The sequence below is a fragment of the Burkholderia sp. Ac-20349 genome, from assembly GCF_017104865.1.
Classification (GTDB): Bacteria; Pseudomonadota; Gammaproteobacteria; order Burkholderiales; family Burkholderiaceae; genus Burkholderia; species Burkholderia aenigmatica.
In genome coordinates this window covers 1-17,650 of the sequence record NZ_JAAGPM010000029.1, presented here as the reverse complement: position 1 = coordinate 17,650, position 17,650 = coordinate 1, and the positions used below count along the sequence as shown (strand labels likewise).

11 protein-coding genes and 1 pseudogene are annotated in these 17,650 nt (G+C 68.6%); 10 read left to right on the top strand and 2 right to left on the bottom strand.

All coding sequences use genetic code 11. The annotated features are described in order from the left end of the window. The first annotated feature begins 5 nt into the window (after positions 1–5). The 3 genes from G3N61_RS12775 to G3N61_RS12765 all read left to right on the top strand — a co-directional run bounded on the left by G3N61_RS12775 (position 6) and on the right by G3N61_RS12765 (position 4,789). Entirely contained in the window at positions 6–1,316 is a 1,311-nt protein-coding gene (locus tag G3N61_RS12775; protein ID WP_205822580.1) for a cytochrome c, read from the top strand. 151 nt (positions 1,317–1,467) lie between these two features. Further along, complete coding sequence (locus G3N61_RS12770; RefSeq protein ID WP_043183744.1) at positions 1,468–2,913, top strand: NAD-dependent succinate-semialdehyde dehydrogenase; 1,446 nt, start codon at positions 1,468–1,470, stop codon at positions 2,911–2,913. Between the two features lie 397 nt (positions 2,914–3,310). Continuing rightward, a complete protein-coding gene (locus tag G3N61_RS12765; RefSeq protein WP_043183745.1) occupies positions 3,311–4,789 on the top strand; it encodes a diguanylate cyclase in 1,479 nt (492 codons plus the stop codon). A gap of 61 nt (positions 4,790–4,850) precedes the next feature. On the opposite strand, the gene tagH is transcribed toward G3N61_RS12765, so the two are convergent. Continuing rightward, positions 4,851–6,299, bottom strand: coding sequence for a type VI secretion system-associated FHA domain protein TagH (gene tagH / locus G3N61_RS12760; RefSeq protein WP_205822579.1), 1,449 nt, complete (start codon positions 6,297–6,299; stop codon positions 4,851–4,853). A gap of 44 nt (positions 6,300–6,343) precedes the next feature. After that, positions 6,344–6,730 carry a TssQ family T6SS-associated lipoprotein gene (locus G3N61_RS12755; protein WP_027791608.1) on the bottom strand — a complete coding sequence of 129 codons (387 nt, stop codon included), beginning with the start codon at positions 6,728–6,730 and terminating at the stop codon, positions 6,344–6,346. A gap of 630 nt (positions 6,731–7,360) precedes the next feature. On the opposite strand from G3N61_RS12755, the gene tssJ reads away from it, so the two are divergent. From tssJ to G3N61_RS39545, 7 genes and pseudogenes are all read left to right on the top strand, one after another. Then, complete coding sequence (gene tssJ / locus G3N61_RS12750; RefSeq protein WP_043183748.1) at positions 7,361–7,876, top strand: type VI secretion system lipoprotein TssJ; 516 nt, start codon at positions 7,361–7,363, stop codon at positions 7,874–7,876. After that, complete coding sequence (tssK, locus tag G3N61_RS12745) at positions 7,873–9,285, top strand: type VI secretion system baseplate subunit TssK (protein ID WP_205822578.1); 1,413 nt, start codon at positions 7,873–7,875, stop codon at positions 9,283–9,285. The genes tssJ and tssK overlap by 4 nt, the downstream gene beginning before the upstream one ends. Positions 9,286–9,300: 15 nt before the next feature. Continuing rightward, positions 9,301–10,623: a DotU family type VI secretion system protein gene (locus G3N61_RS12740; RefSeq protein WP_043183750.1), complete on the top strand. Its 1,323-nt coding sequence runs from the start codon at positions 9,301–9,303 to the stop codon at positions 10,621–10,623. Position 10,624: 1 nt separating this feature from the next. Next, entirely contained in the window at positions 10,625–14,251 is a 3,627-nt protein-coding gene (gene tssM, locus G3N61_RS12735; protein WP_205822577.1) for a type VI secretion system membrane subunit TssM, read from the top strand. Continuing rightward, the gene (gene tagF, locus G3N61_RS12730) at positions 14,233–14,928 is read left to right on the top strand and encodes a type VI secretion system-associated protein TagF (RefSeq protein ID WP_089452968.1); all 696 of its coding nucleotides are present in this window, start codon (positions 14,233–14,235) and stop codon (positions 14,926–14,928) included. The genes tssM and tagF overlap by 19 nt, the downstream gene beginning before the upstream one ends. 71 nt (positions 14,929–14,999) lie before the next feature. Next, the gene (locus G3N61_RS12725) at positions 15,000–17,342 is read left to right on the top strand and encodes a serine/threonine-protein kinase (RefSeq protein WP_205822576.1); all 2,343 of its coding nucleotides are present in this window, start codon (positions 15,000–15,002) and stop codon (positions 17,340–17,342) included. A 40-nt stretch (positions 17,343–17,382) separates the two neighbouring features. Beyond that, positions 17,383–17,650 (top strand): annotated as a pseudogene (locus tag G3N61_RS39545) (type VI secretion system ImpA family N-terminal domain-containing protein); the annotation flags it as partial.

Below are 17,650 nucleotides of genomic sequence, written 5' to 3'. Positions count from 1 at the left end.
AAGAGATGCGAAATCTGACCCTGACCCGTGCTGCTCACGCCCTTCGTGCGTCGCTGATCGCCATCGGCACGCTCTGCGCGCTGGGCACCGCCGCCACCGCACCGGCCGCCACGCCCGACAGCGCGCTCGTCGCGCGCGGCGCGTATCTCGCGAAAGCGGGCGACTGCGTCGCGTGCCACACCGCGCCGCGCGGCACGCCGTTCGCGGGTGGCCTGAAGATGGTCACGCCGATGGGCGCGATCTACACGACCAACATCACGCCCGATCCGGACACAGGCATCGGCGGCTATACCGAGGCCGAATTCGCCGGCGCGCTGCGCAAGGGCGTCGCGAAGGACGGTCACAACCTGTATCCGGCGATGCCGTACCCGTCGTACGCGAAGCTGAAGGACGACGACGTGAAGGCGCTGTACGCGTACTTCATGCACGGCGTCGAACCGGTGAAGCAGGCGAACCGGCCGTCCGACATCCCGTGGCCGCTCAACATGCGCTGGCCGCTCGCGTTGTGGAACATGGTGTTCCTCGACACGACGCCTTATGCCGACAAACCGTCCAAGGACGCGATGTGGAACCGCGGCGCGTATCTCGTGCAGGGGCTCGGGCACTGCGGGTCGTGCCACACGCCGCGCGGTGTCGGCTTCCAGGAGAAGGCGCTCGACGAAGGCGGCGCGGCATTCCTGTCGGGCGCGCCGATCGACAACTGGTTCGCGTCGAACCTGACCGGCGAGCCCAACACGGGGCTCGGCCGCTGGAACGAGGCCGAGGTCGCGCAGTTCCTGAAGACCGGCGCGAACCGCCATGCGACCGCGTTCGGCTCGATGGTCAGCGTGATCAACCACAGCACGCAGGCGCTCTCCGACGACGATCTGGCGGCGATTTCCCGTTACCTGAAATCGCTGCCGGCGACGGGCGGCACGGGCGCACCGCCGTACCGCTACGATCCGAAGGCGACGCAGGTCGCGCTGGGCCGGCCGGCAGCCGATCCGGGCGCGAAGGTGTATAACGCTTACTGCCTGCATTGTCACGGCGTGGACGGGCGCGGTTACGCGCCGCTGCTCGCGCCGCTCGCCGGCAATCCGAACGTACTCGAAGCCGATGCCGCGTCGCTGATCAACGTGACGCTGAACGGCAGCGAGACGCTCGTGATCGATGGCGTGCCGTCCGCGTATCCGATGCCGGCGTTCTCGAACCAGCTGAACGACCAGCAGATCGCCGACGTGCTGACGTTCATGCGCGCCGGCTGGAACAACGGCGCGCCGGCGGTGCAGGCGGCGGACGTCGCGAAACTCCGCAAGGCGACGGCGGCCGCGCGCTGAGCGCGGCCCCATGCGGAACGATGGCGGGCCGGCGTGCCCGCCGTCACTGCCGCCGGGTGCGTGCCTGCCCGGCGGCCTGGTGTTTTCTGTCAACCGGCGCGCGGCCGTTCGCGGCAGCGCGCGTTTATCGACGCAATGTAGGGGTGTCTGGATGGCTAACGTGACTTATACGGATACGCAACTGCTGATCGACGGCGAGTGGGTCGACGCCGTGAGCGGCAAGACGATCGACGTCGTGAACCCGGCGACCGGCAAGCCGATCGGCAAGGTGGCCCACGCGGGCATCGCCGATCTCGACCGTGCGCTCGCCGCCGCGCAACGCGGCTTCGAAGCCTGGCGCAAGGTGCCCGCGCATGAGCGTGCGGCGACGATGCGCAAGGCCGCCGCGCTGGTGCGCGAACGCGCGGACGCGATCGCGCAGCTGATGACGCAGGAACAGGGCAAGCCGCTCACCGAAGCGCGCGTCGAAGTGCTGTCGGCGGCGGACATCATCGAATGGTTCGCGGACGAAGGCCGCCGCGTGTACGGCCGGATCGTGCCGCCGCGCAACCTCAGCGCACAGCAAACCGTCGTGAAGGAGCCGGTCGGCCCGGTCGCCGCGTTCACGCCGTGGAACTTCCCGGTCAACCAGGTCGTGCGCAAGCTGAGCGCCGCGCTGGCAACCGGCTGCTCGTTCCTCGTGAAAGCGCCGGAAGAAACCCCCGCGTCGCCGGCTGCGCTGCTGCGCGCCTTCGTCGATGCAGGCGTGCCGGCCGGCGTGATCGGCCTCGTGTACGGCGATCCGGCCGAAATCTCGTCGTACCTGATCCCGCACCCGGTGATCCGCAAGGTCACGTTCACGGGGTCGACGCCGGTCGGCAAACAGCTCGCCGCGATGGCCGGCCTGCACATGAAGCGCGCGACGATGGAGCTGGGCGGCCACGCACCGGTGATCGTCGCCGAGGACGCCGACGTCGCGCTCGCGGTGAAGGCCGCCGGCGGCGCGAAGTTCCGCAACGCGGGGCAGGTCTGCATTTCGCCGACGCGCTTTCTCGTGCACAACAGCATCCGCGACGAATTCACGCGCGCGCTGGTCAAGCACGCGGAAGGGCTGAAGGTCGGCAACGGCCTCGAGGAAGGCACGACGCTCGGCGCGCTCGCGAACCCGCGCCGGCTCACCGCGATGGCGTCGGTCGTCGACAACGCGCGCAAGGTCGGCGCGAGCATCGAAACCGGCGGCGAGCGGATCGGCTCGGAAGGCAACTTCTTCGCCCCGACCGTGATCGCGAACGTGCCGCTCGAAGCGGACGTGTTCAACAACGAGCCGTTTGGCCCGGTCGCGGCGATCCGCGGCTTCGACAAGCTCGAGGACGCGATCGCGGAAGCGAACCGCCTGCCGTTCGGCCTCGCCGGCTACGCGTTCACGCGTTCGTTCGCGAACGTGCACCTGCTCACGCAGCGTCTCGAAGTCGGGATGCTGTGGATCAACCAGCCGGCCACGCCGTGGCCGGAAATGCCGTTCGGCGGCGTGAAGGACTCGGGCTACGGGTCGGAGGGCGGGCCGGAAGCGCTCGAGCCGTACCTCGTCACGAAGTCGGTGACGGTGATGGCCGTCTGACGGTCGTCGATCGATCGCGTGCGCGGCGCCATGGGCGTGGCGCGCGCGGTCGGCGCGGGCCGGGCGGCATGCCCGGTCCCTCGCCAGCTTTTCCCGCCTGCCGTACATTCGAACGGCAACCCACTCGGCATTTCGCTGTGCGTGCCACTGCGGATGGATTGTTTCAATTCCATCATCGGCAACGCCATACGCCACGCCCCTCGGTGCATCGATACCGGCATCCGGTGCTGGCCCGCACGGAACACGATCCGCCCGACACCGCCCGGCTCACGTCGTCAGCCACCTGGCAAGTTCGGACTGCACCTCGTACCCGGATGTCGCACTTTTTGGTATAGGTTATTCAGAACAAACCATAACAACCGGTGCGTGAGCGTCGGCCTAACCTGAGAGGAAACGGATGCATCCGCGGTCGGCAGCGCCGTACTACGTTGTGCTGGCGGGGACCTTGATAGCGTGCGCGCTGATGGGGCTCTGCGTGTTGCAGTTGTTTCAGAGCCGTCACGACGCGCTCGATCGCGCACGCGATACGTCGCGGAACCTGGCGCTCGTCGCCGAGCGCGACATCGAACGCAATATCGAACTGTACGGCCTGTCGCTGGAGGCGGTGATCCAGGGCCTTCAGCGCCCGGACGTCATGGCGGCGTCGCCGGCCTTGCGGCGCGGCGTCCTGTTCGATCACGCGATGACGGCGAAATTTCTCGGCTCGATGCTCGTGCTGGATTCCGCCGGCAACATCATCCTGGATTCGGCGACCGACGTGCCGCGACAGGGCAATTTCGGCGACCGCAAATACTTTACGGTTCATCGCGACAATCCGAACGCCGGGCTTTACATCAGCGATCCCTACGCGTCCCGCCTGCGCGGCGGCTCGCTCAGCGTGGCGCTGACGCGCCGCGTGTCGAATCCGGACGGCTCGTTCGGCGGCATCGTGATGATCGCGGTCAATCTCGAGTATTTCCACACGCTGTTCGCCGGCCTCGCGCTCGGTTCGCACGGCGCGATCTCGCTGGTCGGCAGGGACGGCATCATGTTCATGCGCCAGCCGTACGACGTGCACACCATCGGTCGCGACATCAGCCAGGCGGCGACGTTTCGCCACTTCATGACGGCGCCGGAAGGTTCGTTCCTCGACACCTCGACGATCGACAAGGTGCGGCGCCTGTACTACTTCAAGACGCTGCCGCACCTGCCGATGATCATCATGGTCGCCGAGGCGGAGCAGGACATCTACGCCGCATGGCGGCGCCGGGCGATCACGATCGGCGCGCTGGTGGCCACCTTCGGCGCGGCGTTCATCGTGCTGTCGTTCTTGCTGGGCACGCAGCTGCGGCGCCGGATGCGGGCCGAATCCGAACTGGTGATGCTGGCACGCACCGATGGCCTCACCGGGCTCAACAATCGCCGCTCGTTCGGGGAAGTGCTGGACCTCGAATGGCGCCGCGCACGCCGTGCCCGTTCGGTGTTTTCGCTGCTGTTCGTCGACGTCGACCGCTTCAAGGCCTACAACGACACCTATGGTCACCAGGCCGGCGATGACGCGCTGACGGCGGTTGCACGGTGCATCGGCGACAACATCCGGCGTCCCGCGGACACCGCGGCCCGCTACGGCGGCGAGGAATTCGTCGTGATCCTCCCCGATACGCCGGCGACGGGTGCGACCGAGATCGCCGAACGGATTCGGGCCGCCATCGACGGACTGGCGATCGAGCATGCGGAAAGCGAATTCGGGCGCGTCACCGCGAGTATCGGCGTGGCGAGCTGGGCGCCCGGGCAGGAAGGGGAGGTCGAGTCGGTGATCAAGGCGGCCGACGAAGCGCTGTACCACGCGAAGGAAACGGGGCGAAACAAGGTCGCCTCGCATGAAACCGGCAACTGACGCCACCGCCGGCACGCATCGCCCGCTGCCGATGGCGGGCGTGCCGTCCAAGGCTAGACGCTCAATGCCGGCCGCTGCCGCGATAGCTTTCCACTTCCGCGTCGTACGCCGCCAGGAACGCCTTGCCGAACACCGATGCGAAGTCGTCCTCGATCGCGAACACCGTGTCGCGATGGGTCGCCGCGTAGCGATCCCACATCCTCGCCTTGTACAGGACGGGCACGCGCTTCTCGTACCAGCGCATCGCGTCGTCCCGCTCGCGCAGCCGTTGCGGTGAAAAGCGCGTCAGCAGGTCCATCAACGCGGCGCGCATGCCGGCGACCATGCCGATCTGGTGGGCATGCAGATCCTGGAACGCGTCGCTGACCGCACTTTGCGGCGACATGAAGCCCGGCAGCGGCAGCCCGAACATCTGCCGCAGCACCGCACCGCCGTCCGGCAGCAGCTTCAGCGGGTTGTTCTCGCGGTCGAGCAGCATCGTCATGTGCGCCTTCACTTCGCGCTTCAGGATGCTGCGCGACGACAGCAGCTCGACCGTGCCGTTCGCGAACAGCGCCAGCAACTGGCCCGCGATGTACAGCTGCTCGGCCGACCACTGATGCGATTCGGCGGCCGTATCGAGCCCCGCGCCCTCGAAGAACGCGCTCAGCAGTTCATCGGGCGTCGGCGCGCGGGCGGCATGCGGCGCCGGTTCGTCGACGGGCTGCGTATCGGTGGCGCGCGCGGCGGCCGGTTGCACACGCACGTGTTGCGTCCACTCGGGTGCGTGGTCGGCCTGTGTCGTGGACGACGCTTCGCGATCCGCGTGGCCACGATCGACTTGCGCCGCCGTGCCCGTTGCGCCGATATCGCCCGACGACTGCGTGAACAGGTCGAGCGGATCGGTCGATAGCTGGTTCAGGTCGCGCTGCGACGGCGCGGGCGGTACGGCCTGCGCTGCGCGGTTCGCCGGCTGGGCGGCGTCCGCACGTGCGGGGCCACCTGGCCGGGTACCGGCGTCCGCCGCCTTGCCGCGCGGCGCGAGACGATCCTGCAGGAGCCCCCACAGCCGGTTGCCGCCGCCTTTCGTATCGACTCGCGAAGACGAAGCTTGCGCGGGCGCCGCTGACGCTCGCGCCTGCGCCTGCGTATCGACGTGCACGCCGGTATCGCGCGCCATGTCGATGACCGGTGCCGCGTCGCCATCGCCGCCATCGTCACGCTCGGCGCGCAGCACATACGGCCCGATGCGGATGATGTCGCCGGTGTTGAGCGGGCGCTCCTGCGCATAGCCGACCGGCTCGCGGTTCACCTCGATCGTCGAGACGCTGCTCAGGTTCTTCAGCAGGCAGGCGTCGTCGCCGACCTGCAGCAGCGCCTGCAGCCGCGAGATCTGCCGCGTGTCGTCGCGCAACACCAGATGGTTGTCGCTGGCCCGGCCGATGGTGCCGCCCGGCGGATGAAACACGACGGCGTCGTAGGAGTCGTTTTCGACCGGCTCGCCGGCATGTTCGATCACGATCAGTTGCATGTCATACGTCGCTCGGTGAAGCGCTCGCGTGGAAGCCGGTTCGTTCAGGATGACGACGCATGCCTGCGGCGCGCGAATTCGAACGCGGGCCCCCAGATCGGATGCCCCTTCTCGGCAGGGGACAAGTCGAAGCGCGGGTTGAGGTCGAGAATTTTCGAGAACTCGGCGCGGCACGGCGTGATGCGGTTCGTCACGCAATAGCTGAACGCGAGAAGCTTGTGCGCGGCCACCTGCGTGTCGGTGTCGGCGCCGTCGATCTCCTTCGCGTGGCTCAGCAGCGCGATCGTGCGCCCGTAGTCGCCGCTGTCGTACGCGGCACGCGCGCTATCGACCGTCGCGCGTGCAGCCGACTGTGTCGGGGACGTACTGCACCCGCCGGCCCCCAGCAACAATGCGCCGAGGAAAAGAACGAGCGATGAACGACCTTTCATTATTGAAATTAAAAATTGGCGTAATTGGAAGTTGGCACACAAGCGCTGTTGGATTCTAGTGCCAATCATCTGCATCGAACCGGCTGTTACGTTTTGTTTCATTTGGCCGATTCATTTCCACTTGAATGCAGAATCGACTACGAATTTCAGTGCTTGTGAATCCAGAAAAACGGCCTATAGTTCGCTGTGTTTTTCGGATTCGTCAGTTGTTTGGTCAGCGCACGTCAATGCTCGAAAAAACGGCCCGTCCGTTCGTGCGAAACGAATAGCCTGGCACACCCTCCGTGTCGCGGGCGCCCCTTGCCCGGCGGCCGGCCGGCTTGCGCCCCCGAGCCATCCGACAGGTGTCCACGCCATAGAACCGGGCCGCCCAGGCGCACCGGTCGGATTAACTGTTGCCATTAATTTACCAATCTCAATTCAATTGCCCATCATCTCGCCAAATCGACTTTCAAAAACCCTGAATGATATGACCCGGCTTTTTACAAGAATAATTTGCCGACACGGATTGCAATGGATGGATATGCAGGTTACACAATTACCGATCAATTAATTGTCCCTTTTTCAATCAGATCATCCGGTTTCGCAGTCGAAAACCGGCGCGTGGCTATTGGGTGGCGAGGGTGGAATATGCAATGGCGGTCGAGCAGTTTCATCGTATGGGGATGCGTGATGCTGTTGCCGGGATGCGGCGCGACGGAACACGCCGCGGCGGTGCCGTATGCGATCACGGTTGACGTTGCACCCGACGTCAACCCTGACATGAACCGCAAGCCTTCGCCGATCGTGCTGAAGGTGTTCCAGCTCCGCGCGGCGTCGTCGTTCGACAGCGCGGATTTCTTCTCGCTGCAGGACAAGCCGGAGAACGTGCTCGGCGCGGACCTGCTCGGCACCGACCGCGTGATCCTGCGTCCGGGCGAATCGCGCACGCTGCACTATCGCGGCAACGTCGAGGCGGGGGCGATCGGCGTGGTCGCCGAATACCGCATGCTCGAGAAGAACCGCTGGCGGCTGACGGTGCCGCTGCCGCGCGCGAAGCAGCTCAACCTCTACAAGTTCTGGCAGACGTCGCCGGGCGAGCTGAAGCTGTCGATCGCCATACGCAATGGCGGCATCGCGCTGAACGATGCGAAGGGGCGCCCATGACCGAACCGACGATGTCCGCGACGCCGGTCGCGGCGCTCCGCCAGCGGGTGGTGTGGACCGAGGGGATGTTCCTGCGGCCGCAGCATTTCCAGCAGCTCGAACGGCACTGGGAACGCTACGTCGCGCTGCGCTGCCTGCCGCTGCAAGGCTTCTACTGGGGCTTCGACACGCTGGAGCTCGATCGCGAGCAACTGGCGCTCGGCAAGGTCGCGCTGCGCACCGCGTCGGGCGTGATGCGCGACGGCACGCCGTTCGACCTGTCCCATCCGGACGATCTCCCCGAACCGCTCGACGTGCCGGCCGACGCGAAAGACCAGCTCGTCGTGCTCGCGCTGCCGCTGTGGCGCGGCGGCGGCGAGGAGGTGTCGTTCGGGGCAGGTGCAGGCGGAGGCAATGGCGCGAACGGCACGAACGGCGCTAATGGCAGCGTGGATGTCGCGCGCTACGTCGTGCGCGAATACGAAGTGGCCGACGCGAACGCGGTCGCGCTCGGCCCCGCGCTGCTGCAGACGGGCCGCCTGAACGTGCGGCTGATGCTCGAAGCCGAGCTGACCGGCGACTGGCACGCGCTCGGTGTCACGCGGATCGTGGAGCGGCGCACCGACGCGCGGCTGCTCGTCGACGACGGCTATATTCCGCCGCGCCTCGTCGCGCAGCACGACGCCGTGCTGCTGGCCTATGCGCGCGAACTGCACGGGCTGCTCACGCAACGCAGCGAAGCGCTCGCGGCACGGTTGTCGGAGCCCGGCCGCGGCGGCGTGTCGGAAGTCGCGGATTTCCTGCTGCTGCAACTCGTGAACCGCTATCTCGCGCTGACCTGGCATGCGCAGCAGCACGTGTCGACGCATCCGGAGGCGCTGTTCTGCGACTGGCTGAAGCTTGCGTGCGACCTGAGCACGTTCACGGCGGCCGGCCGGCGCCCGCAGTCGCTCGCGGTCTATGTGCACGACGATCTGCGCACGAGCTTCGCGGAACTGATGACCGAGCTGCGCCGGTCGCTGTCGACGGTGCTCGAACAAAACGCGATCCAGATCGAACTACGGGACGCGGGCAACGGCATCCGCGTCGCGACGCTGGCCGACCCGGCGCTGCGCGACACGGCCGGCTTCGTGCTCGCCGTGCGCGCGGACGTGCCGGCCGACAGCCTGCGCACGCGTTTTCCGGCGCAGGCGAAGCTCGGGCCGGTCGAGCGGATCCGCGATCTCGTGCAGCTGCAGCTGCCGGGCATCACGATGCGCCAGTTGCCGGTCGCGCCGCGGCAGATCCCGTATCACGCGGGCCATACGTACTTCGAGATCGACAAGGGCAGCGACCTGTGGAAGCAACTGGCGCGCTCCGGCGGTCTCGCTTTTCATTTCGCCGGCGAATTCCCTGGACTCTCGATGGAGTTCTGGGCGATACGCGGGTAAGGACGGGGCGACGCGATGAATTCCTCCTCCGATTCGATCTCCCCCGGCGCAGGCGGATTCGTGCCGCCGAATCCGGGCGGCGTGCATCCGTCCGCGGCGGGCACGGCCGGCCCGACCGCAACGCAGCCGCGCCCCGGGCGTTGGGCCGCGAGCGGCACGAACCCGCTCGTCGCGGCGGCGAATCCGTTGCTGAACCTGGTGCCGCAGATCCGTTCGACCGTCCATCATCCGAATCCGGCGTGGCTGCGCGAGCACCTGGTCGTCGAGATCCGGCAGTTCGAGGCACGCGCGCAGGAGGCCGGCGTGCCGTCGGAAGCGATCATCGGCGCGCGCTACTGCCTGTGCACCGCGCTCGACGAGGCCGCCGCGCTGACGCCGTGGGGCGGCAGCGTGTGGTCGTCGCACAGCCTGCTCGTGTCGTTCCACAACGAGACCTGGGGCGGCGAGAAGTTCTTCCACCTGCTCGAACGCCTGTCGCAGCAGCCGCGCCAGCATCTCGACCTGCTCGAGCTGCTGTATTTCTGTCTCGCACTCGGCTTCGAGGGCCGCTATCGCGTGCTCGACAACGGCCATGCGCAGCTCGACGCGCTACGCCACCAGCTCGCGCTGACGATCCGCTCGGTGCGCGGCGAATTCGAACCGGCGCTGTCGCCGCACTGGCGCGACGTCGTCACGCGCGATGTCGCGCGCCGTTTCGTCGTGCCGCTGTGGGTATGCGTGGCGCTCGCGCTGCTGATCGGCTTCGGCGTGTTCGTCGGGCTGCGGATCGCGCTCGCCGGGCATTCGGATCGGCTGTTCGCGTCGATCGACGCGCTGCACGTGCCGAAGCTGCAGCCCGCACAGGCGCCGCCGCGCCCGGCGCCGGCGCCGCGCATCGCGAAGTTCCTGGAGCCGGAAATCGCGGCCGGCCTCGTGTCGGTGCGCGACGACGCCGATCGCAGCGTGATCGTGCTGCGCGGCGACGGGTTGTTCAAGTCCGGCTCGACGTCGGTGATCGACCGCTACGTGCCGGTGCTCGCGCGCGTGGCCGATGCGCTGAACAAGGTGCCCGGCAACGTGCGCGTGACCGGCTATACCGACGACACGCCCGTGCATACCGCGCGCTTCGCGTCGAACTGGGACCTGTCGCGCGAACGCGCGGAAGCCGTGCGCGGCATGATCGCCGCGCGGCTCGACCATCCGGAGCGGCTCGCGGCGGAAGGGCGCGGCACGCTCGACCCGGTCGCACCGAACGATTCGCCGGCGAACCGCGCGCTGAACCGGCGCGTCGAGATCACGCTGCTGCCGGCGCCCGGCACTGCCGCCGTCGGCGCGAGCGCCACGCAGGGAGCCAACTGACATGAACCAGGCTGTCGCGCGTTTCGTCCGGCCGTTGCCGTCGCGGGAGATCTGGACCTTCGCCGGTCTCGTCGTGCTCGCGTGCTTCATCTGGCTCGCGGGCCCGCTGTTCTCGTTCGCCGAGGTCCGGCCGCTCGAAAGCGGCTGGGCGCGCGGGCTGACGATCGCGGTGCTGTTCCTCGCATGGGGCGCGCGCGTCGCGTGGCGCGGCTGGCGCGCCGGCCGCCTCAACGCGCAGTTGCTGAACCAGCTGCGCGAAGCCGCGCCGGGGCCGGCCACCGCCGACGATCCGGCCAAAGCGCAGCTCGACGAGTTGCGCAGCCGCTTCGACGAAGCCGCGACGCTGCTGAAGAAAGTCCGCTTCGGCCAGGCCGACACCGCGCGCAAGGGCGTGTCGCAGTGGTTCGACCGGATGTCGCGCCAGTATTTGTATCAGTTGCCGTGGTACGTGTTCATCGGCGCACCGGGCTCGGGCAAGACCACCGCGCTCGTGAATTCCGGGCTCAGTTTTCCGCTCGCCGAGCAGTTTGGCCGCGCGGCGATTCGCGGCGTGGGCGGCACCCGGCATTGCGACTGGTGGTTCACGAACGACGCGGTGCTGATCGATACGGCCGGCCGCTATACGACGCACGAGGGCAACCGCGCGCTCGACGAGGCCGAGTGGAAAGGTTTCGTCGACCTGCTGAAGAAATATCGCACGCGCCAGCCGCTGAACGGCGCGATGCTGACGATCAGCGTGGCCGACCTGCTGGGTGCGTCGGAGGCCGAACGCACGCAGCACGCGATGGTGCTGCGCAAGCGGCTGCTCGAACTGCGCGCGCAGCTCGGCATCCGTTTTCCCGTGTACCTGCTCGTGACGAAGGCCGACCTGCTCGCGGGCTTCGCCGAGTATTTCAGCAGCTACGGCCGCACGGAATGCGCGCAGGTGTGGGGTTTCACGTTCCCGCTCGCGCAAAGCGAGGCGCCGGGCTTCGACCTGCGTGCGGCCTTCGACCGTGAATACCGGCTGTTGCACCAGCGGCTGAACGACGGGCTGCCCGAACTGCTTGCCGCGCGGACCGACGCCCGACAGCGCGAGATGACGTACCTGCTGCCGCAGCAGATCGCCGACCTGCAGGACATGCTCGGCCAGTTCGTCGCCGAGGTGTTTTCCGTGTCGAGCTACGAGCCGATGCCGATGTTGCGCGGCGTCTACCTGACGAGCGGCACGCAGGAGGGCACCGCGTTCGATCGCGTGATGAGCGGCATCAAGCGCTTCCTGAAGATCGAGGGCGTGCCGCCGGTCGCGCAGGTCGGCTCGACCGGGCGCAGCTTCTTCCTGAAGTCGCTGCTGCAGGAGCACATCTTCCGCGAAGCCGCGCTCGCCGGCAGCGATCTGCGCTGGCATCAGAAGCGGCGCGTGCTGCAGATCGCCGGCTACGTGCTGCTCGCGCTGGTGTGCGTGGCCGTGCTGGTCGCGTGGCTGCGCAGCTATTCGAACAATCGCGCGTATCTCGACCAGATCGCCGCGCGCGTACCAGCCGTCGATGCGCAGATTGCCGGGGCGAAATTCTCCGATGCGGCCGACGTCGCCCGGTTGCTGCCCGTGCTCGACGCGCTCGGCAGCCTCGCGAATGCAGGCGGCGTCGACCTGCAGCATCCGCCGCTCGCGTATCGGTGGGGGCTGTTCCAGGGCGAGAAGATCGACGAAGCCGTCGATGCCGTGTACCGGCGCGCGCTCGAAGACGTGCTGCTGCCGATCGCCGCGAGCCGGATGGAAGCCGCGCTGCGCGACGCACGGCCAGACGAGACCGAATACGCGTATGCGGCGCTGAAGGCGTACCTGATGCTGTACGACAGCGCGCACTACGATCCCGCGTTCGTGCAGGCCGTCGTCGACCTCGAAATGGAACGCGCGCTGCCGCCCGATTTCTCGCCGGCCGAGCGCTCCGCGCTGCGTGCCCATCTCGCCGCGCTGTTCGGCGGACGCGTCGCGGTGTCGCCGTATCCGATGAACGAGCGGCTCGTGGCCGACGTGCGCGACCGGCTGCGGCAGGTGCCGTTCTCGCAGCGGCTGTACCGGCAGCTCACGCTCACGCTGCGGCCGGCCACCTCCGCGTTCGACTTCAGCGTCGCGCGGGCAGTCGGCCCCGACGCGTCGCTGGTGTTCCGCCGTCAGAGCGGCAAGCCGCTGTCGGAAGGCGTGCCGGGCTTCTATACGCGCAACGGCTATCGCAACGTGTTCGCGCCGCGCCTGGCCGGCGAGGTCGACGCGTACGGGCGCGAGGAAGTGTGGGTGCTGAACCTCGGGCTCTCCGAGATTCCGGGGCCGAACGACGCGGCCGCATGGGCGCGCGATATCCGCCAGCTGTACCTGAACGACTACCTGAAGATCTGGGACGACTATCTCGCCGACATCAAGCTGCAGCGCACCGCGACGCTCGCGCAGAGCATCCAGGTGGCGCGTGCGCTGTCGTCCGCCGATTCGCCGCTTACACGGCTGATGGTTGCGCTCGCGCGCGACACGGCGCTCGGCGATGCGCCGGGCGGGGCGCGCAATCTCGCGGCGCGCGCGCAGGACAAGGTCGACGAGGCGCGCAGCTCGCTGTCGCAGATCTTCGCGGGCCAGGGCAGCAATGCGAGCGCGTCCGCGGCGGCGCCGGCGAGCGCCGAGCAGATCGTCGACAGCCACTTCGCCGGGCTGCGCGCGTTCGCGCCGGGCAGCGGCGACCAGGCCCAGGCGTTCAACGAGGTGTTGAAGTCGATCGACGCGCTGTACACGTACCTGACGGCCACCGACGACGCGCTGCGCAGCGGCGCGCAACCGCCGCCGTCCGACGCGCCCGCCAAGTTGCGCGCGCAGGCCGGCCGCCTGCCGACGCCATTCCGCGAAGTGCTCGACGACCTGTCGAACGTCGCGAACGGCAGCGTCGCGACCGTCGAGCAACGCAGCGTCGCGACGCGGGCCGGCGCGAACGTCGGCGACTTCTGCCGGCAGGCGATCGCGGGCCGCTATCCGTTCGCGCGCGGCTCGTCGCGCGACGTCGCACCGGCGGATTTCGCGCAGATGTTCGCGCCCGGCGGCCTGATGGACGACTTCTTCCAGAAGAACCTGCAGTCGATCGTCGATACGACGTCGCATCCGTGGCGCTTCGCGAACCGCAATGCGGACGCCGATCCGTCGGCCGCCGCGATGCTTGCGTCGTTCGAGAAGGCGGCGGTGATCCGCGACGTCTATTTCGGCGGCGGTGCGCGCACCGCGCAATTGAAGGTGCAGATCCAGCCGCTCGAAATGGATCCGTCGATCACGGAGATGGTGCTCGACGTCGACGGGCAGATCGTCCGCTACGCGCACGGCCCGCTGGTGCAGAGCGCGGTGGACTGGCCGGGCCCGCGCGGCAGCAACCAGGTGCGGCTGCAGGTATCGGGGCAGGCCGGCGCGACCGACGGCTTCTCGACCGACGGGCCGTGGGCGCTGCACCGGCTGTTCGACCGCGCGGCCGTGTCGGCCGGGCGCGGCTCCGACCAGATGATTGCGCGCTTCACGGTCGACGGCAAACCGATCGTGCTGCAAGTGAATGCGGGCAGTGTCCGCAACCCGTTCAGGCTGCCCCAGATGGAGTCCTTTACATGCCCTCCGAAGCCATGAGCTCGACCCCGCCATTCACGCGTACCGACGGCGATGCGCCGGCCTGGTACGGGAAGATTCCCGGCGCCGGCGACTTCGTGAACAGCCGGCTGCCGCATGCGCTCGCGCTGTGGTGGGAGCGTTGGCTTCAGCAGGGGATGGCCGCGATGCGGCAGCGCGGCACGGACGAGATCGAGCGCCACTACACGGTCGCGCCGGTCTGGAATTTCCTGATTCCGGCGGGTGCCGGCGCGTCGTGCGTGCAGCCGGGCTGCCTCGCGCCGAGCTGCGACCGCGTGGGGCGCTACTACCCGGTGATCGTCACGCTGCCGATGCGCGCGGCCGATTACTGGAACGGGCTGCCGGATGCCGCCGACACGTTCTACTGGCAGGTGGGCCAGGCGCTGCTCGACGCGATCCGCCATGCACGCGCGCCGGGCGATCTCGAGCAGATGCTGGAGCGCGTGCGGCTCACACAGGGCGACGACACGTACGCGGACATCGTCGACGGCATGCCGGCGCCGCCGCCGGAACGGCCGGCTCCGGCTGCGTGGCCGGGGCTGTCGGGTTACTTCGATCCGCACGGCGGCACGAGTTTCTGGTGGACCAACCGCGCGGACGGATCGCCGCTGCGCACGCATGCGCATACGGGCACGCCCGACAACGCGCTGTTCCTGACGCTGTTCGGCGGCAGTTAGCGGCCCGGCCGAGGAGGGCCGGCCGCCGGGCGCGGCGGGCGGACAGGACGCGGTTTCGAGAGGTGGTGGAGATGAAGGACGCTGGATCGAGAGACAACGAGCACGACACGGCGACACGCGGCGACGCATCCGAATTCACGGTGCGGCCGCTGCCGCTCGGCCATCGCCTGGGCGAACTGCAGCTCGACGAGGTGCTGGGCATCGGCGGTTTCGGAATCGTCTATCGCGCATTCGACCGCACGTTGCGGCGCGCGGTCGCGATCAAGGAATACATGCCGTCGATGCTGGCCACGCGCGGCGGCGACTATACGGTGTCGCTGCGCTCCGAGCGGTTCGCGCAGGCGTTCGACGCCGGGCGCGGCGCGTTCCTCAACGAGGCGCGCCTGCTCGCGCAATTCGATCATCCGGGGCTCGTCAAGGTCCTGCATTTCTGGGAAAGCCACGGCACCGCGTACATGGTGATGCCGTTCTACGAAGGGCGCACGCTCAAGCAGCTGCTCGACGGCGGGATGCGGATCAGCGAAACGCAGTTGCGCAATATCGTCGGCGCGCTGCTCGGCGCGCTCGACACGCTGCACCGCGCGCAGTGCTTCCATCGCGACGTCGCGCTCGACAACGTGCTGATCCGCCCGAACGGCAGCGCGATCCTGCTCGACTTCGGCGCGGCGCGCAAACGGATCGGCGATCTGGTCGACGACGGCGCGATGATGATCAAGCCCGGCTACGCGCCGATCGAGCAGTACACCGACGATCCCGCGTTCAGCCAGGGGCCGTGGACCGATCTCTATGCGCTCGGCGCGGTGATGCACGCGATGATCACCGGCGAGCTGCCGCCCGCGGCGGTCGTGCGCAGCATCAAGGACACGTACCGGCCGCTCGCGTCGCGCGAACTGCCGGCCGGCGAGGTGTACAGCCCGGCGTTTCTCGCGGCCGTCGATCATGCGCTGCAGTTGCGGATTCCGGATCGGCCGGAATCGGTCGCGGCGTTCGCGGCCGAGCTCGGGTTGCGGGATTTCGGGGCGGGTGGCGGGTATGGTGCGGCGGCCGTGCCGCCGGTGACTGAAGCAGGCAGGAGCGGGGAAGGGAAGAGCGAAGCTTCTGCTGCGTCCGGCACGACGTCGGCTGCCGCTGCGGCTTCGATCGGCGCGGGCGCGACCGCTTCGGGCAACGCTGCTCAGGATGGGCGGCCGTCAACGCCCGCCGGTGCGGATCAGGTGTCCAGGCCCGCGGACACGGCATCCGCATCGTCTGCCGTGTCCGGTGCCAAGCCGGAGGCCGATGTGCGTTCAACGCGCCAGGCGGCCGCGCAAGGCGCCACGACTGCGGCTGCGGGCGCGCTCGCAGCGTCCGCATCGTCTGGGCCTCAGCCGGCGGCCAACCCGGTTGAAAAGCCGGTTGAATCCGCCACACCGAACGGAAACGCCGAACGCGCGAAAGCACCGCCCGCTGCACGAACCGACACCCACGACGAAGCCGGTACGCGATCCGCAAATCCCGACACGGACATCGGTGCGCGCAGTGCAGCAGGTGCCGGGAATCCGAACGCGCACGCGGCTGCCGGCGCACCGTATTCCGCCGCCTCGGCTTCGTCATCCGGCGGCGCATCCGTGCCGCCCGGTGCCCAGCGTGGTCACGCCACCGCCGGATCGCGCAACCGCCGCCTGCCGGTCTACGTCGGTAGCGCGCTCGTCGCGCTGATCGCAGTCGGCCTCGCCGCGACCTATCTGTCGCGTCCCGCCCGCGTCGCCGACGAGCCCGCGCCCGTTGCGAGCCAGCCGCAGGCCGGCACATCTCCGCCCGCGAGCGCGCCGGCCGCCACACTGGCCCAACAGGGGCCGACACCGACCGTCGTGCCGCCGTCCAGCCTGCCGGCCGGATCGTCCGCGCAAGTTCCGCCGCCCCCCATCGCCGCCGAGCCTGCCAGCACGCCTGCCGTTGAAGCCGCGCCCGCGCCGCAGGTTGCGACCACCGTGACGAACCCGGCCCCGGCCCCGGCGGCGACGGCCGGTTCCGGTTCCGCCATCGCGCCCGCCGGCAGCCTCGACGCGTCGGAACGCGTCGTCAACGTGCCGCCGTCGGAAGCCGCCGTACCGCCGGTGGCTTCGGCATCCTCGGCACCGAAGCCGCCTGAAAACCAGACGGCCATCGCCGCCGCGAACGTGCTGCCCGCCGAGCAACAGCCGCGTCCGCAGAAGGCACAGGAAACCGTGCAGGTGCGTTTCAACGTGCGGCCGTGGGGCGACATCTACGTGAACGGCGCGCGGCGCGGCGCGAGCCCGCCGCTGCGTTCGGTATCGCTGACGCCGGGCGTCTACGTGATCGAGATCCGCAACGGCTCGCTGCCGCCGTTGCACCGCACCGTGGCGATCGACTTCGGCAGCAAACCGGTCAACATCGACTATGCATTCGAATGACGTCAGCCAGGCGGCGCTGGCCGCCGCCGCATTGTCCGCGATGCCGCCCGGCATGCCGGCGACACCGCGCGCCGACGTGATCGGCCAACTGCTCGCGGATGTCGCGCCCGATGCGCCGTGCGGCACGAACCTCGAATACGACGCCGAGTTCCTGCAACTGCAGGAGCGTGCGACGCCGCGTGCCGCTGCGGCGACGATTCGCGCCAGAAGCGCGCGAGCCAGCCCGCATAGGCGGGCAGCGCGCGGTAGTCCCAGTAGAGATCGACCGAGCGGTTGCGCGCATAGCGCAGCAGCGTGCCGAGCCGGCG